Source organism: Streptomyces sp. iso_384 (genome assembly GCF_056172905.1).
In genome coordinates, this window is sequence record NZ_JBWBTT010000001.1 from 802926 (window position 1) to 824190 (window position 21265).

Annotated in this window: 19 protein-coding genes, 1 tRNA gene and 1 pseudogene; 14 read left to right on the plus strand and 7 right to left on the minus strand. The window is 70.9% G+C overall.

Features of this window, described 5'->3' with window-relative positions:
• The first annotated feature begins 77 nt into the window (after positions 1 to 77).
• The 5 genes from moaC (at position 78) to AC0VY3_RS03625 (ending at position 3463) form a co-directional block, all read left to right on the plus strand.
• Positions 78 to 587: a cyclic pyranopterin monophosphate synthase MoaC gene (gene moaC / locus AC0VY3_RS03605; protein WP_475548911.1), complete on the plus strand. Its 510-nt coding sequence runs from the start codon at positions 78 to 80 to the stop codon at positions 585 to 587.
• A gap of 212 nt (positions 588 to 799) precedes the next feature.
• Positions 800 to 1243 carry a MogA/MoaB family molybdenum cofactor biosynthesis protein gene (locus tag AC0VY3_RS03610; protein WP_308462579.1) on the plus strand — a complete coding sequence of 148 codons (444 nt, stop codon included), beginning with the start codon at positions 800 to 802 and terminating at the stop codon, positions 1241 to 1243.
• Between the two features lie 17 nt (positions 1244 to 1260).
• The gene (locus AC0VY3_RS03615; protein WP_103511289.1) at positions 1261 to 1881 is read left to right on the plus strand and encodes a GNAT family N-acetyltransferase; all 621 of its coding nucleotides are present in this window, start codon (positions 1261 to 1263) and stop codon (positions 1879 to 1881) included.
• A gap of 177 nt (positions 1882 to 2058) precedes the next feature.
• Complete coding sequence (locus tag AC0VY3_RS03620) at positions 2059 to 3285, plus strand: gephyrin-like molybdotransferase receptor GlpR (RefSeq protein WP_181011015.1); 1227 nt, start codon at positions 2059 to 2061, stop codon at positions 3283 to 3285.
• Between the two features lie 104 nt (positions 3286 to 3389).
• Positions 3390 to 3463 (plus strand) — tRNA-Ala (locus tag AC0VY3_RS03625).
• Between the two features lie 35 nt (positions 3464 to 3498).
• Here AC0VY3_RS03625 and AC0VY3_RS03630 read toward each other — a convergent pair.
• Both AC0VY3_RS03630 and AC0VY3_RS03635 read right to left on the minus strand, forming a co-directional pair.
• Positions 3499 to 4041 (minus strand): hypothetical protein, encoded by a 543-nt coding sequence (locus AC0VY3_RS03630; RefSeq protein WP_475548912.1) that lies wholly within the window; start codon positions 4039 to 4041, stop codon positions 3499 to 3501.
• A 443-nt stretch (positions 4042 to 4484) separates the two neighbouring features.
• Positions 4485 to 4769: a hypothetical protein gene (locus tag AC0VY3_RS03635; RefSeq protein WP_475548913.1), complete on the minus strand. Its 285-nt coding sequence runs from the start codon at positions 4767 to 4769 to the stop codon at positions 4485 to 4487.
• Positions 4770 to 4802: 33 nt separating this feature from the next.
• Between AC0VY3_RS03635 and AC0VY3_RS03640 the strand changes: the two genes are divergently transcribed.
• The 5 genes from AC0VY3_RS03640 (at position 4803) to AC0VY3_RS03660 (ending at position 10514) form a co-directional block, all read left to right on the plus strand.
• Positions 4803 to 5705, plus strand: a complete 903-nt coding sequence (locus tag AC0VY3_RS03640; RefSeq protein WP_475548914.1) for a hypothetical protein — start codon at positions 4803 to 4805, stop codon at positions 5703 to 5705.
• Between the two features lie 570 nt (positions 5706 to 6275).
• Positions 6276 to 6611 carry an STAS domain-containing protein gene (locus AC0VY3_RS03645; protein WP_374935516.1) on the plus strand — a complete coding sequence of 112 codons (336 nt, stop codon included), beginning with the start codon at positions 6276 to 6278 and terminating at the stop codon, positions 6609 to 6611.
• Positions 6612 to 6685: 74 nt separating this feature from the next.
• The gene (locus AC0VY3_RS03650; RefSeq protein ID WP_103511293.1) at positions 6686 to 7723 is read left to right on the plus strand and encodes a PucR family transcriptional regulator; all 1038 of its coding nucleotides are present in this window, start codon (positions 6686 to 6688) and stop codon (positions 7721 to 7723) included.
• Positions 7724 to 7768: 45 nt separating this feature from the next.
• Complete coding sequence (locus AC0VY3_RS03655; RefSeq protein WP_103511294.1) at positions 7769 to 8644, plus strand: alpha/beta fold hydrolase; 876 nt, start codon at positions 7769 to 7771, stop codon at positions 8642 to 8644.
• 340 nt (positions 8645 to 8984) lie between these two features.
• A complete protein-coding gene (locus AC0VY3_RS03660) occupies positions 8985 to 10514 on the plus strand; it encodes an alanine/glycine:cation symporter family protein (RefSeq protein ID WP_103511295.1) in 1530 nt (509 codons plus the stop codon).
• 151 nt (positions 10515 to 10665) lie between these two features.
• Here the strand turns inward: AC0VY3_RS03660 and AC0VY3_RS03665 are convergent, their stop codons facing one another.
• Together AC0VY3_RS03665 and AC0VY3_RS03670 are read right to left on the minus strand one after the other, a co-directional pair.
• A complete protein-coding gene (locus AC0VY3_RS03665; RefSeq protein ID WP_475548915.1) occupies positions 10666 to 12318 on the minus strand; it encodes an ABC transporter permease in 1653 nt (550 codons plus the stop codon).
• Entirely contained in the window at positions 12315 to 13304 is a 990-nt protein-coding gene (locus AC0VY3_RS03670; RefSeq protein WP_258047314.1) for an ABC transporter ATP-binding protein, read from the minus strand. Before AC0VY3_RS03670 ends, AC0VY3_RS03665 begins: the two co-directional genes overlap by 4 nt.
• A gap of 122 nt (positions 13305 to 13426) precedes the next feature.
• Here AC0VY3_RS03670 and AC0VY3_RS03675 point away from each other — a divergent pair, with 122 nt between their 5' ends.
• A complete protein-coding gene (locus tag AC0VY3_RS03675) occupies positions 13427 to 13969 on the plus strand; it encodes a GbsR/MarR family transcriptional regulator (RefSeq protein WP_103511297.1) in 543 nt (180 codons plus the stop codon).
• 52 nt (positions 13970 to 14021) lie between these two features.
• On the opposite strand, the gene AC0VY3_RS03680 is transcribed toward AC0VY3_RS03675, so the two are convergent.
• Positions 14022 to 16001 (minus strand): heavy metal translocating P-type ATPase, encoded by a 1980-nt coding sequence (locus AC0VY3_RS03680; RefSeq protein WP_475548916.1) that lies wholly within the window; start codon positions 15999 to 16001, stop codon positions 14022 to 14024.
• A gap of 96 nt (positions 16002 to 16097) precedes the next feature.
• On the opposite strand from AC0VY3_RS03680, the gene AC0VY3_RS03685 reads away from it, so the two are divergent.
• The 3 genes and pseudogenes from AC0VY3_RS03685 to AC0VY3_RS03695 all read left to right on the plus strand — a co-directional run bounded on the left by AC0VY3_RS03685 (position 16098) and on the right by AC0VY3_RS03695 (position 18560).
• A complete protein-coding gene (locus AC0VY3_RS03685) occupies positions 16098 to 16481 on the plus strand; it encodes an ArsR/SmtB family transcription factor (RefSeq protein ID WP_103511358.1) in 384 nt (127 codons plus the stop codon).
• Between the two features lie 209 nt (positions 16482 to 16690).
• A pseudogene (locus AC0VY3_RS03690) lies at positions 16691 to 17593 on the plus strand (NAD(P)/FAD-dependent oxidoreductase); the annotation flags it as partial.
• A 28-nt stretch (positions 17594 to 17621) separates the two neighbouring features.
• Entirely contained in the window at positions 17622 to 18560 is a 939-nt protein-coding gene (locus AC0VY3_RS03695; protein ID WP_475548917.1) for a sigma-70 family RNA polymerase sigma factor, read from the plus strand.
• A 35-nt stretch (positions 18561 to 18595) separates the two neighbouring features.
• Here AC0VY3_RS03695 and AC0VY3_RS03700 read toward each other — a convergent pair whose 3' ends face one another.
• Both AC0VY3_RS03700 and AC0VY3_RS03705 read right to left on the minus strand, forming a co-directional pair.
• Complete coding sequence (locus AC0VY3_RS03700; RefSeq protein ID WP_475548918.1) at positions 18596 to 19828, minus strand: MFS transporter; 1233 nt, start codon at positions 19826 to 19828, stop codon at positions 18596 to 18598.
• Positions 19829 to 19833: 5 nt separating this feature from the next.
• Complete coding sequence (locus tag AC0VY3_RS03705; protein WP_475548919.1) at positions 19834 to 21186, minus strand: FAD-dependent oxidoreductase; 1353 nt, start codon at positions 21184 to 21186, stop codon at positions 19834 to 19836.
• Positions 21187 to 21265: the final 79 nt, after the last annotated feature.

The window sequence follows — 21265 nt, forward strand, 5'->3', positions numbered from 1 at the left end:
TATCTGCCGCCGTGCCTTCCGGGGGACCCCCTCCGGGCCCGAGGCCCATCGGTGCCCCTACCGCTAGGCGGAGTGAGTTGAGTACGCAGAACAGGCTGACGCACATCGACGAGGCGGGCGCGGCCCGCATGGTCGACGTGTCGGCGAAGGACGTCACGACCCGCGTCGCCCGCGCGTCCGGCCGGGTGCTCGTCGCGCCACGCGTGATCGAGCTGCTGCGCAGCGAGGGCGTCCCCAAGGGCGATGCCCTCGCCACCGCCCGGATCGCCGGGATCATGGGGGCCAAGCGCACCCCGGACCTGATCCCGCTCTGCCATCCGCTGGCCGTCTCCGGTGTGAAGGTCGACCTCAGCGTGGCCGACGACGCGGTGGAGATCACGGCCACCGTGAGGACGACGGACCGCACGGGCGTCGAGATGGAGGCCCTGACGGCGGTGTCGGTGGCGGCGCTGACCGTCGTCGACATGATCAAGGCGGTCGACAAGAGCGCGGTCATCACCGACGTACGGGTCGAGGCGAAGTCGGGCGGCAAGTCCGGCGACTACCGGCGCACCGCGCCGGAGGGACCGTCGGGACCGGACGCGTGACGCCGCCCGAGCCGGCCGCCTCCGGCCACGAGGGGCGGGTACCCGAGCGCGGGTCCTCCGACCACGGCCACCGGCAGCCGCCCGGGCATGGAGCCTCCGGCCACGAGGGGCACGCGCGGGCATCCGGGTCCGAGTCCGGGGCCTCCGGAGCCGCGCCGCGCGCCCCGTACCGCGCGCTCGTCGTCACCGCCTCCAACCGGGCCTCCGCCGGGGTGTACGCGGACAGGGGCGGCCCCCTGATCGCCGACGCGCTGACCGGCCTCGGCTTCACGGTCGAAGGACCGCAGGTCGTCCCCGACGGCGACCCGGTCGAGGCGGCCCTGCGCGCGGGCGTCGCCGCCGGTTACGACGTGATCGTCACCACCGGCGGTACGGGCATCTCGCCCACCGACGCCACCCCCGAGGCCACCCGCCGCGTCCTCGACCACGAGATCCCCGGCATCCCGGAGGCGATCCGGGCCGAGGGACTCGCCAAGGTCCCGACCGCCGCCCTCTCCCGGGGCCTCGCGGGCGTCGCCGCCCGCACCCTGATCGTCAACCTCCCCGGCTCCGCCGGTGGGGTGAGGGACGGGCTCGCCGTCCTCGGCAGGCTTCTGGTGCACGCCGTCGACCAGCTCCGCGGCGGCGATCACCCCCGACCGGGGAGCCCGAGCTGAACATCGCGACCTGGCCGGTGACGCTGACCGACGGCGAGATCGTCCTGCGCCCGATAAAGATGCGCGACCAGCGGGTCTGGCGCGAGGTCAACCGGCGCAACCGCGACTGGCTGCGCCCCTGGGAGGCCACCGTCCCGCCGCCCGCCCCCGGCGGCCCGATGGCGCGGCGCCCCACGTACCGGCAGATGGTCCGTCATCTGCGCGCCGAGGCGAACGCCGGGCGGATGCTTCCGTTCGCCATCGAGTACGAGGGCCGGCTGGTCGGCCAGCTCACGGTCGCGGGGATCACCTGGGGCTCGATGTGCTCCGGACACATCGGTTACTGGGTCGACCGGAGCGTCGCCGGGCGCGGGGTCATGCCGACGGCCGTGGCGCTCGCCATGGACCACTGCTTCCGTACCGTGGGCCTGCATCGCATCGAGGTCTGCATTCGCCCGGAGAACGGGCCCAGCCGCAGAGTGGTGGAGAAACTCGGATTCCGTTCGGAGGGCGTGCGCCCGCGCTATCTCCACATCGACGGGGCCTGGCGCGACCATCTGATCTTCGCCCTCACCGCCGAGGAAGTGCCCGAGGGGATGCTCCGGCGCTGGCGCCGGTCGCGCCCGGCGACACCGAGAAGCCCCGGACCGTCCGAATAAATAAAATAGATGTTCGAATTTGATCGCGGCATGACCGCCGGGTGACCGCATTGGGTCGGGCTTTCGGTGGCTGTTGATCCGAACAATCACAAAAAAAGTCCGTGATATCAGCCGGATCGTGCGACACACCGGGCCAATTGGCGGATCCTTGCGCGCAAACCCCTCTACGGTGTGAGCGTGAGCAGCAGCGGCCTCATCTACGCAGTCATCGTCGGGGCCTGGGCCGCCTACTTGGTGCCGATGTGGCTCCGCAGGCAGGACGAGCTCAACGAGGCCCGTCCGACGGAGCGCTTCAGCACCGCCATCCGGCTGCTGTCCGGACGGGCGGCGATGGAGCGCCGGTACGCCAAGGAGCTGCGGGAGCGCACCACCGAGGAGGCGGCGCCCGACGTCGACCCGGACCGGGAAACGGACCGTATGGAATCCGTGGACGTCCGGGCCTTTGCCGCGCCTCCGGCGCACACGGAAGCCAGACTGAGTGACCCGGCGCACGCGCCCGAGCGCACCCCGGACCACCAGGCCTCCGACCGCCCGGCGCACGACCGTTCGGCGCACGACCGTCGGGCGGGGCATCAGCCGCCGGACCGTCAGCAGAACGAACGCCGGTCCGGTGAGCGCCCCGCGGAACACGCGCCCCCCGCCCAGCGGCGGCCCCGCTCCGGCGCGGCCGACGCCGAGCGGGCCCGGCGCGCCCAGCGCTCCCAGGTCCTGGCCCGGCGCAGGCGGACCACCGTCGTCCTCTTCCTGGCCTTCACCGCAGGCGCGGTCGTCGCGGCGGTCGGCGGCCTCGGCTTCCTGTGGGCGCCGGCGGTACCGGCCGTGCTGCTGAGCACGTACATCGTGCATCTGCGCGCCCAGGAGCGCCGACGGTTCGCCTTCACGATGGACCGCCGCCGGGCCGAGGACGCGGCCCGGCGCCTGCGCGAGAACCGCCCGCGTCGGAACCAGCCCGCGATCCCCGCCCCCGCGGAGCCGGACGACGACTCCGAAGCGCACCACGCGGAGCCGGAGCCCACCCCCACGGTCTCCCCCCAGGAGGCCGGCCGGCGCGCCCTCGTCGAGCAGACGGACCACGCGGAGTGGGTGGACCAGCAGCGTGAGCGCGGCCGCGCCCAGGGCGACAGCTGGGAGCCCGTTCCCGTACCGCTGCCCACCTATGTCACCGCGCCCGTCGCCCCCCGGGCCACGGGCGGCGTGGAGGTCGGCGACCCGGAGACCTGGAGCGCGGCCCGCTCCAGCACCGCCGAGCCCACCCAGACCGGCACGTCGCACCCGACGGCCCCCGCGGTCGACCCGGCCCCGCGCCAGCGCACCAACCAGTCCCGCCGCAACCGCGACCGTGGCCGGACCCCGCTCTTCGACCAGTACGACGACGAGGACCGGCCGCGTGCGGCCAATGAGTGAGGCGGCGGGGGCCCCGGGAGCCCGGGAAACCCGACACCGCTGACCAGCGGAGGAACGGATTTCCAAGCACCCCCGTGAGGGTGCTAGAGTTTCACACGTCGCAAGGGCCTGTGGCGCAGTCTGGTAGCGCACCTCGTTCGCATCGAGGGGGTCTGGGGTTCAAATCCCCACAGGTCCACAACGCGACTGTTCTTGAGTCAGCTCAGGAAGAGTTCACGAGATCCCGTCCGATCTGATTGATCGGGCGGGATCTTGGCGTTTCCGGGGTCGGTTTCGACGTTTTGTCCGAACGGGTTCGGATCCTCCGCAGCAGTGCCAGGCGGCGGCGAGTTCGACGGAGGCCGATCCACGTCGTTCCTGGGGCGGATCGTGCCAGGCGGGGATCGGGGTGGTGTCCCGCACCTTCATCGCCCGACCTGCCCCCGCCGGCAGTACTGGCATCCGCTCTCGTGCCTCTTCCCACTCCAACGGTCCGGCAGACGAGGCACCGCTGGAAGGTACTTCTGCATCGGCGGACGGGGAATCGTGGGCAGGGCCGTTCGCCGCCGGTTCGTCCGCGGGGGCGCCTGGCGGCTTTTGCGTGACGTCATCGTTCCGGTTGGCATACTCCTCGACGACCGGGGACAACAGCGTCTCCCGCGTGATCGTCAGGTGAGCCAGCCGCTCCTCTGCCACAGTGATCTTCTCGCGCAGCGTGGCCAACTCGACCCGGACGACCGCCTCTTCCTGATCCGGACGCTCGAACAGTGACGTCATACCGGCCCCACCTCCACTCGCTCACCTCGGGGCCTGATGGCACTCCAAGCCCCCGCCCTGGCAAGATCGCAGAAGGTGACCCCTCCGACCGACGACAGCACCCGTTCGCACCGTAGGGTCGGAACATGCCGACCGAGGACGTCCCGGGGCCCACCGCCAAGCACTGGCAGGACTGCACGGATGTGTACGACTTCCTGGACCAGATCCGTCTCCGGCCCGGCATGTGGCTGCCCGGCGGCTCACTCCATGCTCACCGGCTACCGGGTCGCACTCGGCGTGCACAGCGTCGACGAACCCTGGGCTTTCTGGCCCGAAGACGACTTCAGCCGCTGGCTCCGCGAATGTCACGGCATCGACAGCTCTCTGACCTGGGCAGCCGAGATCGAGCGCAACACCCCCGACGGCTCAACTCCCGTCGAGGAGTTCTTCCGTCTCCTCGACGCCTACCGGTGCAGTACGGCCGCCTGCCGGGCCTGGCCGGCGATGATGTCCAGGACGAACTGCGCCGCCCTGGGGCAGGTCGTCGCGAACCGGTCGTAGTCGGTGAGGACGAGGACCAGTCCGGCGCCCTCGGAGGCATCGTCGTAGCCGCCGTAGCAGGCCACGTCGCCGAGGCAGTCGTTGGGCCGTCTGATCTGCCTGGTCCAGAGCAACGATCCGCAGATCCGGTTCGAGCCCGTCGGCGCCATGCCGGTCATGTGGAACAGCGACGAGTGGCTGGACTCCAACCGTCGCACCTGATCACCGAGAAGGAATGCACCATGCCCCACCGCATCCGCGCAGCGCCGTTCGAGGTGGAATCACTGATACCGGAACTCGTCGGTCTCGGGCGGGAAACGACCCTGCTCTACCCGCGAAGCGGTGAACCGGGCGTGCGTTCCAGTTCCATCGGCGGGCCGCTGCTGTGGCCGGCCGATGAGCCGTGGCCGCTGTGTACCGAGCCAGGGCACTGGAAGCCGCTGAGGACACCCACCGAGGTGGTCGGGCCTGAGGCGGTGGCGATGGTGCCGGTCGTGCAGCTCTATGCACGGGATGTGCCTGAGCTGCCGTTCCCGGCAGGCATGGACGTGCTGCAGGTCGTGTGGTGCCCCTTGATCCACGATGACGAGGTCGGGGCTGCGCTGCCGAAGGTGTATTGGCGCAGCGAGCGGACAGTCGCGGCGGGAGGGATGGTGCCGAACCCGCCGGCGCCGTATGAGTACGAAGAGGAATTCGTGCCCCGGCCCTGCACGGTGACGCCAACGCGCGTGGTGGAGTACCCGAACAGGGATCTGCCGGGAGACCTTGCCCAGGCCCTGAGCCAACGGTTCGGAGAGATCGAGGATGCGTTCGGCTTCTCGTACTACGAGATGGCCACCACCGTCCAGAGCAAGGTCGGAGGGTACCCGGGTTGGCTTCAGCAGCCCGACTGGCCGAACTGCCGCTGCGGCCGGCGCATGGACCACCTTCTCAGCATCACCGCCTCGGAACCGATCGAAGGGCGCTGGTTCCCGCTCGACGAACAGGAACCCGATAGCTCGGTCTCCAGCCGGCGGACCAAGGCCGACCACACGTTCGTCGACACCATCGGCCACGGGATGGACATGGGCGACCTCGGCGGCGTGTACCTCTTCGGCTGCCCCGAGTGTCCGGACATGCCGTACACGCATCGCTACGACTGCTGAGCAGCCCATCAACTTGGGAAGCGATCAGTGGGCAGGCGCTGGTCGCGCAGGAAGGACTCGACGGTCCTCAGGTTCTCGACCATGAACTGAATGGCGCTGAGGAGGGTCTGAGCGACGCGGCCTCGGTTCTGCCGTTTCTCGCGGGGTGCGGAAACGTGTCGACGTTCTCGGCGCGGCCGTCGAGTCCTTCGACGTGGCTGCGCAGGCTGCTGGTTGTCGCACTATGTTGTCCGTGGGAGCTCGCTACTAGTATGTGCGCAACGCGTCGTCACGGGCGCTGGTGTGCCGGGAAGTCTGGTCGGCGACGGGGGAAGCCGTTCCTCCGTCCGCCGCGACCCTCGGAGGGCTGCCCGCCGTGTACGAACGACTGGACCACTGCACGGGAATCCCGGATCTGTTGTCCGGGAGGAGGACTCGGTGCGTCGGTTGCCGGTGAAGCCGTTCGCGGATCGGCGGCAGGTCGCCGTGCTCTGGTTGATTCCCACAGTTCTGGCTCTGGGGGCGGGAACGGTCCTCCAGGACGACCTCCTCCGCCTGCCGTGTCTGCTTGCCGCGGCGGTAGGTCTCCGCATGGCCTTGGCGAGCCTGCGGCCTCCTCGTAGCGGTCGTGAGCGTGCCGTTCCGCTGTCCACGGCCCGGTACCGCTTACGCGGGGCGATCACGGCGGACACCGCCGACAGAGTGGCCGCCGTGCTCCGTCCGCAGACCGAGCGGCTCTGCATCGACCTGAGCGACACCACTGTCCTGACCACCGACGGTGCACGGGTCGTGGGAACAGCTGTCCATGCCGCTCGGCACCGCGGCGTCCTGACCCTGATCAGCGGAGCATCCTCCGAAGCTCGCGAGGCCCTCCGCCGGGCCGGAGTCGACGAGCTCGTCACCTACGCCGACGACCGCACCACCTGAGCCGGAGCGTCGATACCTGAAGGCACTGGCGCTCTTGAGGCAGTGCAGGTGGAACCCTGAGACAGGACGACCGGATGCAGACGTACACCGGATACGAAACCTTGCTGGCCTCCGCTGCGGCGACAGGGCAGGGGCCCGACGAGGCCACGTTGGAACGACTCCGGGTCTTCGGGGAACAAGCGGCCGACGACGGCATCACGCTGCGCGCCCTGGTCGTGCACCACCTCGCACGGGCCCGTATCGCCTGGCCCGCCGGGACTGCGGGCGCCGACCGTGTGCTCGCCACGGTGCAGACCGCCGTCGAGGCACTCTGCGAGGGCTACGAAAGAGCCCAGCAACTCGCCTTCCGGCAGGAGGAGTCACGGCGCCGCGAGTTCATCGACGACCTGCTGTACGGGCGTGGCGACCTGGGGCGCCTGGTGGAGCGGGCGGAGCAGTTCGGGCTGCGACTCTCCCATGCCCACGCCGTCGCCGTCGCCGAAGGTCCCGACCCCTACATCGAGGGCGAGGCCGTGCCCCGCCTCGTGGAGCGGGCCGTGAACGCGCGCTTCGGTGACCGCGACGTCCTGCTCACCACGAAGGACGGCCGGATGATCTGCATCGCCCCCGGCGACCAGCGCGATGTTCTCATCCACTTCGCCAAACAGGCCCACGCCGCGACCGACGGTGGACGGGCCGCCATCGGACGGCCGCACCCGGGTGCGGGCGGCGTGGTCCATTCCTACGAGGAGGCCCTCCGGGCCCTGGATCTCGCGGTCCGGCTGGAACTCGACGACCCGGTGCTGCACGCCGCCGACCTTCTCGTGTATCCCGTACTGACCCGGGACCGGCAAGCCATGGCCGACCTCGTCCGCACCACACTGGGTCCGCTGCTCAGGAGCCGCAACGGCCCGCAGTCCCATCTGGACACCCTCACCGCCTACTTCGACGCGGGATGCGTCACCACGCACGCGGCCCGGAGCCTCTCCCTGAGCGTCCGCGCACTCACCTACCGGCTGGAGCGCATCCACGAGCTCACCGGATCCGACCCGGCCAACCCCCGGCACCGATACGCCCTGCAGACCGCTGTCATCGGAGCCCGCATCCTCAACTGGCCCGACCAGAAGGCCTGACCTGCAGCCGCTCATCCGCCGGCGCCGATCACGAAGGACGGGTACATGCCCTCTGTCTACAGAAACGCCGTGGCGCAGCAGGAGGTTCGGCGCTGGTGTCTGAGCCGGATCGACGGGTGGCACGTGGCCCATGTCCGCCGAGAGGTGGCGACATCGGCCGGCCTCACCAGCGTCGTGACCGTGGGCCCCGAGCCGCGGGACGGAGCTCCGGCCGTCGTTCTGCTGCCGGGTACGAACATGAACGCGGCCTCCTGTCTGGCCGTCGCCGAAGAGCTGGCCCGCAGACACCGTGTGGTGATCCTGGACCTGCCCGGGCAGCCGGGGCTCAGCTCGGGTCGGAGACCCCGCCTAGGGCGCACGGCCTGGTACGGGAAGTGGCTGAATGAGGTTCTGGCCCTTCTGGTGCGGCAGCCGGCCGTGGTGGTGGGGCATTCCCTGGGTGGTGCGGTGGCGCTCGCCTGCGACTCTCCTCTCGTCGCCGGTCGGGTCCTGCTCTCCAGCGCCGGCGTCATGCGCCTGCGGACCCCCGTCCCCCTGCTGGCGGCCACCGTCCCCTGGCTCCTGCGCCCCTCGGTGCCGCGAGCGGAGGAGTTGCTGCGTCATATGTCCGCCCCGGGGCGCGTGGTCCCCGGGCACCTGAGCGCGTGGATGGATCTGGTCGCCCGCTGCTGCCGCACCAGCCTCGCCCCGCTGCCGCTGCCGCCCGACCTGCTGGAACGCCCCCGTGCCGCCCCGTTGCTGGTCGCTACGGGACGGTTCGACGTCTTCCTGCCTCCGAGAGCCCTGGGTCCGGCCGTGCGGCGCCGGTTGGGGTCGGGGCTCAGGGTGGTCGACGGTGCGGGACACCTGATCCTGGACGAGGAGCCGCTAGAGGTCTGCAAGGTGGTGGAGGAATTCTGCAGGGCTCGTACGGCGCAGTGATGTGCCGACAGTAGATGTCCGGTAAACGTATCTATCTGTCCGCATAACAATGAAGTCACTCGTCCAGCATCTTCACCCACAGCCTGCCCGAATGTGACCTGCGCCACTAAAGGATCGGTAAACGGCGTGGTACAAATGCCCAACTTCGCGGGCGGGACCACCGTCGCAGCGGAGTGCCGGGCTCCATCCGGCAGCAGGCCAGGGCGATCACCGTCGTAGTCCGCCCGTGCGGCACGCGGTATCGCCATTCGGACAGCGTCGTTCGCTCATCCCCCCATCGCACACCGACCGGCGAAGGCACCCCCAAGTCCGCCGCTCCCGCGTCATCGAGGTAGCCAACGTGTCACTCGACTCCATCACCGAGAACATCGACGAAGCCGTCAGCGGGTTCTTCGAGCCCATAGCCAAGTGGCTGGGCGACATCGTCTTCTACTCCGTCACCATCGCCGGGGCGGAAGTTCCGCTCATCGTCACCTGGCTCGTGGTGGCCGGACTCGTCTTCACCGGCTGGTTCGGGTTCGTACAAGTGCGTAAATTCCGGCTCGCCATCGACGTGGTGCGCGGCAAGTACGACGACAAGGACTCGGCGGGCGAGGTCAACCACTTCCAGGCGCTCACCGCCGCCGTCTCCGGCACGGTCGGCCTGGGCAACATCGCCGGTGTCGCCGTCGCCGTCTCCATCGGTGGCGCCGGAGCCACGTTCTGGATGATCCTCTGCGGTCTCCTCGGCATGGCCACCAAGTTCGTCGAGGTCACCCTCGGTGTGAAGTACCGCGAGGTCCACGCCGACGGCACCGTCTCCGGCGGACCGATGCACTACCTGCCCAAGGGGCTTGCCGAACGCTTCGGAAAGAACGGCAAGAGCCTCGGCAAGGTCCTCGCCGTCCTCGCCTCGATCATGATCCTCTTCTTCGGGCTCTTCGGCGGCAACCTCTTCCAGGTCAACCAGTCCTACGCCCAGCTCGTCTCCGTCACCGGCGGCGAGGACGGGATGATGGGCTCCTCCGGCGGTGCGCTCTTCTTCGGCATCCTCGTCGCCGCGCTCGTCGGCATCGTGCTCCTCGGCGGCATCCGCTCCATCGCCCAGGTCACCAGCCGGCTCATCCCCGCGATGGCCGGTCTCTACATCGTCGCCTGTCTCGTGGTCATCCTGGTCAACGTGACCGCCGTACCGGCCGCGATCGGCACGATCATCGAGGGCGCGTTCAACCCCGAAGGTGTCGCGGGTGGTGTGCTCGGTGCACTGATCATCGGGTTCAAGCGGGCCGCGTTCTCCAACGAGGCCGGTCTCGGTTCAGCGCCGATCGCCCACTCCGCGGTGAAGACCAAGCACCCCGCCAGCGAGGGCCTGGTCGCCCTGCTGGAGCCGTTCATCGACACGGTCGTCGTCTGCACCATGACCGCGCTGACCATCGTCATCGCCAACCCCGCCAGCTGGGGCGAGGCCCGCGACGGTGAGTCCATCGGCGGCGTGACGATCACCTCGGACGCGTTCGAGACGGTGCTGCCCTGGTTCCCGTACGTGCTGACCGTCGCGGTGATCCTCTTCGCGTTCTCCACCGTGCTCACCTGGGGCTACTACGGTCTCAAGGCCTGGACGCACCTCTTCGGCCGCAGCCGCACCAGCGAGACCGTCTACAAGTCCCTCTACACCCTGTTCGCCGTCGCCGGGTCGCTGCTCACCCTGCAGACCCTCATCGACCTCGCCGACGCGGTGCTGTTCACCCTGGCCGTCATCAACATCATCGGCCTCTACCTCCTCGCCCCCGTCGTCAAGCGCGAACTGGACAAGTTCCTGACGTACGTCCGAAGCCGCGAAGCGGGCCCGGACGCTCGCGACGAGGACGAAACGGTGAAGACGGGCGCCTGACCGCCCGCCCCACCCACGAGCCCCGGCCCGCCCCTGCGATTCCCAGGGTGCGGGCCGGGGCTCGTGGTACCGGATGAGGGACCCGACAGACGGCGTGTGCCAACCGGACGAGCGAGGCCGCTCCCTGGCGGCAGGTCCGGTCACCCGTCCGTCACTTCGTCTCCAGATCCCGGCGGCGAAAGCCCTCCAGCCCCAACAGGACCAGTCCGGCCGCGACGGCGGTGAGGACGAGCACGGGGGGCCAGCTCAGCTGGGCGGCCGGAAGGCGGGGAACGTGGCCGAAGGGCGAAAGGTTGTTCATCCAGTCGGGGAAGCGGAGAATCGCGCCGAGGTACCCGACGAGGAACGCGTACACGGGCACGACCCAGGCCGCCGACGCGGCGCGGGGGCACCAGCCGAAGAGCACGACGGCCACACCCGCCGTCACCCACAGCGCAGGCGCGTACGCAGCGGCGGCCCCGAGCAGTTCCCCCACGAGGGCGGTGTCCCCGGTGGACGCGGCGCCCGCGAGACCGAAGCCCAGTCCGGCCGCGAGCAGCAGCGCCGTACCGCCGGCCAGTGCGACGGCGATATGGCTGCCCAGCCAGCGGCGGCGTGAGAGACCGGTGGCCAACAGCGGTTCGGCGCGGCCGGCGCTCTCCTCGGCTCGCGGTCGCAGTGAGGCCATCACCACGTACACGGCGGCGACGACCGCGACGACGACCATCACCATCGACGCGAACGACTCGGCGACGGAGCTGCCGCCGATCTCCGCCAGCGCCTCCTGGATCTGGTCGACGTCCTTCACCATGTCGGCGGCGTCGCCGAGGATGGAGCCGTACATGACGCCCATCAGGAGGAGTCCGGTGCCGAAGCCCAGCAGGGTTGCCCGGTGCAGCCGCAGGGCGAAGCCGAAGGGCCGGGTGAGGGCTGCGGACGCGGTACGGCGGCCGAGCCGGGCAGCGCGCAGGCCGGCGCCGACATCACGCCGGGTGCTCAGCACGAAGCCGGCGGCGGCGGTGAGCGCGGCTGTCGCCAGGCAGAGCAGCAGGGGCCACCAGCGGTTGTCGACGAAGACGTAGGTGCGCTGGATCCAGCCGATCGGGCTGAGCCAGGACAGGGCGTCGTTGCCGACATCGCCGGAGGCGCGCAGCACATAGGCGACACCGATGAGTGCGAGCGCCATTCCGGAGGCGCCGCGCGCGTGGGCGGTCACCTGCGCGGTGACGGCGGCGACGCCGGCGAAGACCAGGCCGATCACGGTGTGCGTGAGCCCGTACAGCAGAGCTTCGCCGGTGCCGATGCCGGCGATGCGCGTCGAGACGAGGGCCAGGGCCACGAGGACGGCGAGGGCGATGTTGGCAACGGCGGCGACCGTCAGCGCGGAGGCCAGCTGGGCATGGTGCCCGACGACGGTGGAGCGCACCAGCTCGGCCCGGCCGGTCTCCTCCTCGTTCCGCGTGTGCCGGGTGACGATCAGGACGCTCATCAGGCCGACCAGGACGGCCATGAAGCCCAGCATCTGATGACCGAGCATCGCGCCGACGTCGTAGTCGGAGAGGTAGTGGCGCGGGCCGGTCATGGCGAGCGCGGCGGGACTGTCCATGGTGGCGGCGACCGCGGCCCGCTTCTCGGCGGTGGCGTACAGGGTCGCGTATTCGCTCGCTGTGGCGAGCGTGCCCAGGACGAGCGCGAGCAGCCAGACCGGGAGGCGAACACGGTCCCTGCGCAGGGCGAACCGGATGAGGGCCGCGGTACCCGCGAAAGCGCCTGGACCCGGGCCGGGTGCGGTGCGGGCCCGGAGGGCTGCTGCGGTGGTGGTCATCGGTCCGCCTCGTCGCCGCCGAGGGCCGGAGTGACCGTGCCGGAGACCGTGTCCCCCGATTCGGCGGAGTCTTCGGTGTGCCTCTGGCCTCCGTTGACGGCGAGCTCGTCGCCGTAGTGGCGCAGCATCAGCTCCTCCAGCGTCGGCGGATGGCTGATCAGACTGCGGATGCCGAACTCGCCGAGTCTGCGGATGGCGGCGTCGAGGTGTGCTCCGTCGACGGCGAAGCTCACCCGGTGGTCCTTCACCCGGACCCCGTGGACGCCGGGCAGGGCGTCGAGTCCGGTGGCCGGGCGCTGGGTCTCGGCCTCCACTGCCGTGCGCGTCAGGTGGCGCATCTCGCTCAATGTGCCCGACTGCACGTTGCGGCCCTGACGGATGATGCTGACGCGGTCGCAGAGCTTTTCGACCTGGGCCAGGATGTGGCTGGAGAGCAGCACGGTCCTGCCTGCGGCCTTCGCCTGAAGGATGACGTCCTGGAAGACGACCTCCATGAGCGGGTCGAGTCCCGCGGTGGGCTCGTCGAGGAGGAGCAGTTCGGCGTCGGAGGCGAGCGCGGCGACGATGGCGACCTTCTGCCGGTTGCCCTTGGAGTAGGCACGGCCCTTTTTGGTCGGGTCCAGGTCGAACCGTTCGACGAGCTCGTCGCGCCGCTGCCGGTCGAGGCCGCCGCGCAGCTTGGAGAGCAGGTCGATGGCCTCCCCGCCGGTGAGGCCCGGCCACAGTTCGACGTCGCCCGGTACGTAGGCGAGCCGCCGGTGCAGTTCGACGGCGTCCTTCCACGGGTCCTTGCCCAGGAGTTGAGCGGAGCCGGAGTCGCCGCGCAGCAACCCGAGAAGGACGCGGATGGTGGTGGACTTGCCCGCACCGTTGGGGCCGAGGAAGCCGTGGACCTCGCCGGCGTCGACGGAGAGGTCCAGGCCGTCGAGGGCGTGTGTCCGGCCGAACGACTTGTGGAGCCCGGCGACAGTGATTGCCTTCTTCATGAGGCCGAACGTACGCTTTCTTCAGAAGTTCGTGAAGTTAAGGAACCGTATGAATCGCTCGATAGGCTGCCGGGGGCGTCGGGTGTGTCGGGGCGCCGAATCACAGGAACTGGGGTCAGGTCATGAGTGAGCGGCGGCGGGGAGACGGCCGTGCGGACGGCGGCCGAGGGGAGGCCCTCGTCGGCGGGGCCGCCGGTGCGGAGGCCGCCGCCTCACGGTTCATCGAGCGCTTCGCCGCCCAGCTCGTCGAAGCCGGGATGGCCCGCATGCCGGCCAGGGTCTTCGCGGCGTTGCTCTCCTCCGAGCGGGGGGACCTGACCTCCGCCGAACTGGGCGAGCGGCTCAAGATCAGCCCGGCGGCCGTATCGGGAGCCGTCCGCTATCTCGCGCAGGTCGACATGGTCAGCCGTGAGAGGCAGCCGGGTTCGCGGCGTGAGCGCTACCGCGTGCAGGGTGATCAGTGGTACAGCGCTCTGACGGAGCGCGACGCCATGCTGAGGAGCTGGCAGGCGACGTTGAGGGAGGGTGTGAGCCACTTCGGGCTCGAAACCCCTCAGGGGCGCAGGATCAACGACACGCTGGAGTTCTTCCAGTTCCTGGAGAAGGAGTTGGGGTCGCTGATGGAGCGCTGGGAGACGCACCGAGCCCAGCATCGCGGCCGCTGACCGCGTGACCTCGCCCCGGAGGGGTGACCGCTGTCCGTGCCCGCTCCAGCGCTCACCGCCGGCCCGTGGCGGCGCGGTTCCAGGCGCCTTCGCGCAGCAGGCGCAGGCCGTTGAGGCCGACGATGACGGTGGAGCCTTCGTGGCCGAGGACGCCGAGCGGCAGGGGCAGGTGCCCGGCCAGGTCCCAGATGACCAGGACGGAGATGAACACGCCTGCGATCACCAGGTTCTGCGCCACCAGGCGCCGGGCGGCCCTCGACAGGTTCACCGCTGCGGGAACGGTGGCGAGTTCGTCCCGGACGATGACGGCGTCGGCTGTTTCCAGGGCGAGGTCGGAACCCGCCCGTCCCATGGCGATGCCGGTGTGGGCGGCGGCGAGTGCCGGGGCATCGTTGACACCGTCGCCGATGACCAGCACCTTGCGGCCGGTACGCGTCTCTTCCTGGACGGCGGTGACCTTGTCCCTGGGCAGCAGCGAGGCTCGGACGTCGCTGATGCCGACCTCTTCGGCCACACGGGCGGCGGCCCGCGGGTTGTCACCGGTCAGCAGCATCGGCGCACTGCCGGTCAGGGCGGTGAGGGCGGCGACCGTGGCGGTCGCGTCGGGGCGCAGCCGGTCGGCGATTCCCAGGACGCCGACGGGTGTGCCGTCACGCTGGACGAGAACGGCGGTGCGGCCGTCGCTTTCCAGGGTTTCGGCCAGGGCCGCGGCCTTGGCGCAGGCGGCCCCGGTCCCGCTCAGGAGGCGGGCGGGCGCGCCTACCGCGACGGTGTGCCCGTCGACGGTGGCGGTGATGCCGGTGCCGGGAGCAGAGGTGAAGTCCCGCGTGTCCGGCACGGTCAGGCCGCGGGTGCGGGCGGCGTCGACCACGGCGCGGGCGAGCGGGTGCTCGCTGGGGTGCTCCGCCCCGGCCGCCATCGCCAGCAGGGCGTCCTCGTCCAGACCCGATCCGGGCAGAGGCCGGATCTCGGTGACACGCGGGGTGCCTTCGGTGAGGGTCCCGGTCTTGTCGAGCGCGACCAGGTTCACCTGGCCCAGGCGTTCCATGACGACGGCGGACTTGATCAGGACGCCGTGGCGTCCGGCGTTGGCCATCGCCGACAGGAGGGGCGGCATTGTCGCGAGAACGACCGCGCACGGCGAGGCGACGATCATGAAGGTCATCGCGCGCAGCAGTGAGCCGGCGAGGTCGGCGCCGAAGGCCAGGGGGATCAGGAAGACGGCCAGAGTAGCGACGACCATGCCGAGGCTGTATCTCTGCTCGACCTTCTCGATGAAGAGCTGGGTCGGGGCCTTGGTCTCGGAGGCTTCCTCGACCATGGTGACGATCCGAGCGATGACGGAGTCGGAGGCGTCGCGCTCGACCCTGACCCGCAGAGCGCCGGTGCCGTTGAGCGTGCCGGCGAACACCTCGTCCCCCGCTTCCTTCGCCACGGGCAGCGGCTCGCCGGTGATGGTGGCCTGGTCGACCTCACTCGCCCCGTAGGTCACCCGGCCATCGGCTCCGACCCGTTCGCCGGGGCGAACCAGAATGGTGTTCCCGACCACCAGGTCTCTGGTGGCGACGGTCTTCCCGCTCCCGTCGTCGAGTACCAGGGTGGCCGTCGCGGGGGCCAGGTCGAGCAGGCCGCGGACCGCGTCCTGGGTCCGCGCTGTCGCCAACGCCTCCAGGGCGCCGGAGGTGGCGAAGATGACGATCAGCAGGGCACCGTCCATCACCTGCCCGATCGAGGCCGCGCCGATCGCGGCGACGATCATCAACAGGTCCACGTCCAGGGTCTTCTCCCGCAGCGCCCGCAAGCCCTCCCGGGCCGGCTCCCAGCCACCGGTGACATAGACGACGCCGTACAGGGGGCCCCACACCCACGCGGAGGCGCCGGCCAGCTGGATCGGCAGCGCCATCAGGAACAGTGCCAGTGCGGTCACCGCCCATCGGGTCTCCGAAAGGGCGAACGCGCGTGTACGGCGACGGGGGATCTCTGCCGGAGCGGCCGCGGTCACCTGCTCGGGGTGCTGAAGGAGGGAAGGCATGGCGGAGCGACCCTTCACGGGTGGGGGACGGCGACGCACTCCACCGTACAGGAACATATGAAGAGGTGTTCAGGTGTAGTCGTTAGGATGGGATCCATGGGGCACGGAGCCGACGGCAGGAGCGACACCACCGCGCGTGAACGACTCGACGCGGCGGGAGCCTCCGACGTCGCCGCGACCCTCCAGGCTCTGGCCACCCCGTCCCGCCTGTACATCCTGGCCCGCCTCCAGGAGGGCCCGTGCTCGGTCGGTGACCTCGCGGAGGCCGTAGGCATGGAGGCGTCCGCCTGCTCGCACCAGCTGCGGCTGCTGCGCAACCTCGGACTGGTCACCGGCGAGCGTCACGGCCGCTCCATCATCTACTCGCTCTACGACGACCACGTCGCCGAGCTCCTGGAGCAGGCGCTCTTCCACGTGGAGCACCTGCGGCTCGGCCTGCACGACCATTCCGGGATGTCGCAGGCTTCTGTCCGCGGATAGGTGTGCCGCCGTCCCAGGCCCTCAAGAACAGGGTCACCGTGACCTCCTGCCGATCGTTCTCGGCCGGCGCTGTGCCGCAGAGGGGCGACCGAAGCGTCTGCGGTGGGCCCTCCGCACGCCTTCGGTGACCCACCTCACATCCGGCTCCTGTCAGGAATCGCGGCGCTGTCCCGCTCAAGGGGTAAGCGATTCAGACAAGGAGCCACACCATGAAGCACCGCATCCTCGTCCTCGGTGCCGGCTATGCCGGAGCCTTCGCCGCCGGGAGCCTCGCCCGACGTCTCTCACCTGCCGACACCGAGGTCACGGTCGTCAACGCCGAGCCTGTCTTCGTCGAGCGGATGCGCCTGCACCAACTCGCGGCGGGCCGGGACATCACGCCCCGCCGTCTGACCGACCTGTTCGCGGGCACCGGGGTACGGCTGCGCGTGGCGCGGGTCACCGCAGTGGACCCGGAGCGCAGGATCGTCTCCGTGACGGGCGAGGACGGGGACGGCGAGCTCGGGTACGACACGCTCCTGTACACGCTCGGCAGCCGGGTCGCCGACCACGGTGTTCCCGGTGTGGCCGAGCATGCCTTCGACGTCGCGGGACGGCCGTCGGCGCTGCGGCTGCGCGACCGACTCGACCGCCTCGACGGCCGGGGCGGGTCCGGGACCGTACTGGTCGTCGGTGAAGGGCTGACCGGCATCGAGACCGCCACCGAGATCGCCGAGTCGCGTCCCGGTCTTTCCGTCGCGCTCGCCGCCCGTGGTGAGCTGGGAGCCTGGCTCTCCCCGGGGGCTCGGCTCCACCTGCGCGAGGCCTTCGACAGGCTGGGTGTCACCGTTCACGAGCACACCGGCATCGAAGCCGTCGGGGCGGCGTACGCGGTCGGTGCGGACGGCACCTCCCTCCCGGCCGAGGCGACCGTGTGGACGGCCGGGTTCGCCGTCGACCCCATCGCGTCCGCCGCCGGTCTCGAAGTCACCGAGGACGGACGGATCGTCGTCGACGACACCATGCGTTCGGTCCTGTGGGGCGTCTCGCACCCGACCTTCGGCATGCCGAAGCGCAAGCTTCGTCTGCCCGCCGCGACGACCACCGGCACCACGGTCGTAGCCACCGCGTCCGAGAGGGCCGCCGGATAGGGGCGTCTCCATGGACAGCACCGCAGCTGACCGCTTCGAGGCCGACCGGGCCCGGCTGGCCTCGCTCGCGTACCGTCTCCTCGGCTCGGCAGCCGATGCCGAGGACGTCGTACAGGACGCGTACCTGCGGTGGCACGCTGCCGACCGGGAGCGGATCGAGGTGCCGGAGGCGTGGCTGGCCAAGGTCGTCACCAACCTGTGCCTGGACCGGCTCCGCTCGGCACCGGTACGCCGTGAACGCGCGGCCGGCGCCTGGATGCCCGAGCCGCTTCTCGACGGCGACCCGATGCTCGGTCCGGCCGACACCTTCGAGCAGCGCGAGTCGGTGTCGCTCGCCGTCCTGACCCTGATGGAGCGACTCTCGCCGGTCGAACGGGCCGTCTACGTCCTGCGCGAGGTTTTCTCCTACCGCCACTCCGAGATCGCCGGGATGCTCGACATCTCGGAGTCCGCGAGCCAGCAGCACGCCCACCGGGCCCGCCGCCGGGTCGCAGGCGCGCGCCGCGGCGGCGGTGAGGTCACCCCGGCATCCGCGCGCAAGGTCCTCGAAGAGTTTCTCGCCGCCGCGTCCTCCGGTCGTACGGATCGCCTCGTGGCGCTGCTCACCGATGACGCCACCGTGATCTCCGACGGTGCGGGACTCACCGGGAAGCTGTGGCACTACGAGAGCCCGGCGCGCATCGCGGCCCTGATGCGGACCGCCTTCAAACCCACTCCCGCGAAGCGCCGCCTGGCCGGCGGCTCGCCCACGATCCGCATCGGGCAGGTCAATGGCCGGCCCGCCGTGCTCGCCGTGCTCGAGGACCGGATCGTGGGCGCTGTGGTGTTCGAGATCAGCGACGGGAAGGTGGCGGCGCTGCACGGATTCGCCGCCGCCGAACGGCTTACCCGCCTCACCGGGATGTGGCGGCAACACGAACCCGACGCCCCGGTCATCGATCAGTGGTGACCGGTGTCCTTGCCGCGATCACGTGACGGTGCGCCTCAGCGCTGTTCGGGGAGTACCGCACCTCCACGCGTACGCGTGCTCCGGGCAAGGACAGCCGCTACCAGCGAGCTTCCCGCCAGTGCGAGGAAGAGGCGGTCGTAGCCGCCGAGCGGACCGGCGAGGGCGGCCCCGGCCCAGGGGGCGAGGGCGGCGGCGAGGGTGGCGGGAGCGGTGAGGAGTGCGGAGAGCCTTCCGTAGTGCGTGGTGCCCCAGCGGTCGGTGACGGCGGTGGCCTGCAGGAGGGTGAGGTTGCCGCGGACAACGCCTGCGAGGACCGCAAGCAGGACGAGGAGCGGGATCGGCCCGGGGGTGAGGGCCAGTGCGGCTGTGGTCGCTCCGCCGAGGGCGATCAGGACGGTGGTGCGCGCGGTGACCGACGTCCTGGAGGCGAGACCCGCGTAGAGGGTGCGGCCGAGGGTCTGACCGGCGCCGCCGAGGCCCAGGGCCCAGGCTGCGGCGGTGGTGCTCGCGCCGCGTTCCTGAAGAAGGGGGACGAGCCCGATGACGACCGCGTACATCGAGAAACCGGAGAGGGTGAAGGCGACGGCCAGGACGACGAAGGGGCGGCTGCGGGTCACGGTGGTGCCGTTGCCTGTTGCCGGTGGCGCGGGCGGTGCCGGTGGCCAGGGCGCGCGCAGGGCGAGGGCGTGGGCCGGAATGGTGGTGAGGGCGAGGATCACGGCGAGAACGGCGTAGGTCGAGCGCCAGCTCAGGTGTTGGGCCAGCGCGGCGGTGAGTGGTGCGAAGACCGTGCTCGCGAGGCCGCCGGCCAGGGTGAGGACGGTCAGGGCGCGGATGCGGTCGGGGCCCCACCAGCGGGTGAGCGCGGCGAAGGCCGGCTGGTAGAAGGTGGCGGCCATGGCGACGCCCGCCGTTGCCCAGGCGGCGACGAAGACCGGGAGGTTCGGAGCCGCGGCCACCGCGAGGACCGCCAGGACCGCGAGGACCGATCCGCCGGTCATCACGAGGTGAGGGCCTCGGCGGTCCAGCACTCTGCCGATGGGGATGCCGGCCACCGCCGAGACGAGCAGGGCCAGGGAGAAGGCTGCTGTTGTGGCGCTCGTGGACCAGCCGGTGTCGGCGGTGATGCGGGAGAGCAGGACGGGGAAGGCGTAGTAGACGATCCCCCAGCTGGTGATCTGTGTGGCGCAGAGAGCAGGCAGCACCGCGCGTGGTCGCGACCGGACCCCCGTTCCGGTCGCGACCACCGGGGCCTTGGCGTCGGGCACCGCGGTCAGCAGCCGCCGGAGGAAGCGGGGGCTCCAATACCGATGGTCACCGTGGTGGGGGCGGCGCAGCAGCCGCCGCTCCCGGTCTGGTTCGCCTCGGGCTCGTCGAAGAGGCCGGCCCCGCCGCAGACGCCGGTCTCGGGCAGCGTGAGTTCGACCCGCTCGGCGGCTTCCCGGTCGCCGGCGATGGCCGCTGCGACGGAGCGGACCTGTTCGTAGCCGGTCATGGCCAGGAAGGTGGGTGCTCGGCCGTAGGACTTCATGCCGACGAGGTGGACGTCCTTCTCCGGGTGGGAGAGCTCCTTGACTCCGTGCGGGTAGACCGTGCCGCAGGAGTGCTGGTTCGGGTCGATGAGAGGGGCGAGTTCACTGGGGGCCTGGAGGCGCTCGTCGAGGCCGAGGCGGAGTTCGGAGACGAAGGACAGGTCCGGGCGCAGGCCGGTGAGCACGATGACCTCGTCCACGGGGTCGAGGCGGCGGCCGTCCTCGGCGACCAGGACCACCTGGTCGCCCGCCCTCTCGATCGCCTCGGCGCGGAAGCCGGTGACCGCGTCGGCGTACCCCTCGTCGACGGCGGCCTTCGCGGCCAGGCCGAGGGCCCCGCGGGCGGGCAGTTGGTCGGCGGTGCCGCCGCCGAAGGTCGAGCCCGAGATCCCCCGGCGCAGCACCCACACCGCGTGGGTGCCCTTCTCCTGTCGGGCGAGGCCGGCCAGTGAGGCCAGGGCGGTGAAGGCGGAGGCCCCGGAGCCGATGACGGCGGTACGCCTGCCGGCGTACCGGGAGCGGACGGCCGGGTCCTTGAGGTCGGGGATCCGGTAGGAGATCCGGTCGGCCGACGCCTTCTCGCCGATCGCGGGGAGACCGTCGCCGCCGATGGGACCGGGGGTGGACCAGGTGCCGGACGCGTCGATGACCGCGCGGGCGGTGAGGCGTTCCTCGGAGCCGTCGGTGTGGCGCACGTGGACGGTGAAGGGCTGCCGCTCGCGGTCGGCGTCCACGACGCGGTCCCGGCCGAGTCGGGACACGCCGGTCACGGTGGCGTCGTACCGGACCTTGTCGTCCAGGGCGTCGGCGAGCGGCTGGAGGTACTTCTCGGCCCAGTCCGCCCCGGAGGGGTAGGTCGCGCCGTCGGGGGCGGCCCAGCCGGTGGGCGCCAGGAGCTTCGCGGCGGCGGGATCGACCAGTTCGGACCAGGTGGAGAACAGGCGTACGTGACCCCACGCGCGCACCGCGGCGCCGGCCGCGGTCCCGGCCTCCAGGACTGTGGTGTCGATACCGCGCGCGGTGAGGTGGGCGGCGGCTGCGAGGCCGACCGGGCCGGCGCCGATGACGACGACGGGAAGCTGCTGTTCGTTCATGGCGGGTGGTCTCCTCAGAACGGGGTGGCGGATAGCGGCATGCGATCGGCGCGGACCGGCCACGACCGCCCTTGATTTG

Excerpts from the sequence above, each read along its gene's own strand:
- AC0VY3_RS03630 (WP_475548912.1), bottom strand. The coding sequence starts at position 4,041 with ATGACGTCACTGTTCGAGCGTCCGGATCAGGAAGAGGCGGTCGTCCGG.
- AC0VY3_RS03695 (WP_475548917.1), top strand. The coding sequence starts at position 17,622 with ATGGACAGCACCGCAGCTGACCGCTTCGAGGCCGACCGGGCCCGGCTG.
- AC0VY3_RS03650 (WP_103511293.1), top strand. The coding sequence starts at position 6,686 with ATGCAGACGTACACCGGATACGAAACCTTGCTGGCCTCCGCTGCGGCG.
- AC0VY3_RS03665 (WP_475548915.1), bottom strand. The coding sequence starts at position 12,318 with ATGACCACCACCGCAGCAGCCCTCCGGGCCCGCACCGCACCCGGCCCG.
- AC0VY3_RS03640 (WP_475548914.1), top strand. The coding sequence starts at position 4,803 with ATGCCCCACCGCATCCGCGCAGCGCCGTTCGAGGTGGAATCACTGATA.
- AC0VY3_RS03685 (WP_103511358.1), top strand. The coding sequence starts at position 16,098 with ATGGGGCACGGAGCCGACGGCAGGAGCGACACCACCGCGCGTGAACGA.
- AC0VY3_RS03670 (WP_258047314.1), bottom strand. The coding sequence starts at position 13,304 with ATGAAGAAGGCAATCACTGTCGCCGGGCTCCACAAGTCGTTCGGCCGG.
- AC0VY3_RS03655 (WP_103511294.1), top strand. The coding sequence starts at position 7,769 with ATGCCCTCTGTCTACAGAAACGCCGTGGCGCAGCAGGAGGTTCGGCGC.
- AC0VY3_RS03675 (WP_103511297.1), top strand. The coding sequence starts at position 13,427 with ATGAGTGAGCGGCGGCGGGGAGACGGCCGTGCGGACGGCGGCCGAGGG.
- AC0VY3_RS03705 (WP_475548919.1), bottom strand. The coding sequence starts at position 21,186 with ATGAACGAACAGCAGCTTCCCGTCGTCGTCATCGGCGCCGGCCCGGTC.
- AC0VY3_RS03680 (WP_475548916.1), bottom strand. The coding sequence starts at position 16,001 with ATGCCTTCCCTCCTTCAGCACCCCGAGCAGGTGACCGCGGCCGCTCCG.
- AC0VY3_RS03645 (WP_374935516.1), top strand. The coding sequence starts at position 6,276 with ATGGCCTTGGCGAGCCTGCGGCCTCCTCGTAGCGGTCGTGAGCGTGCC.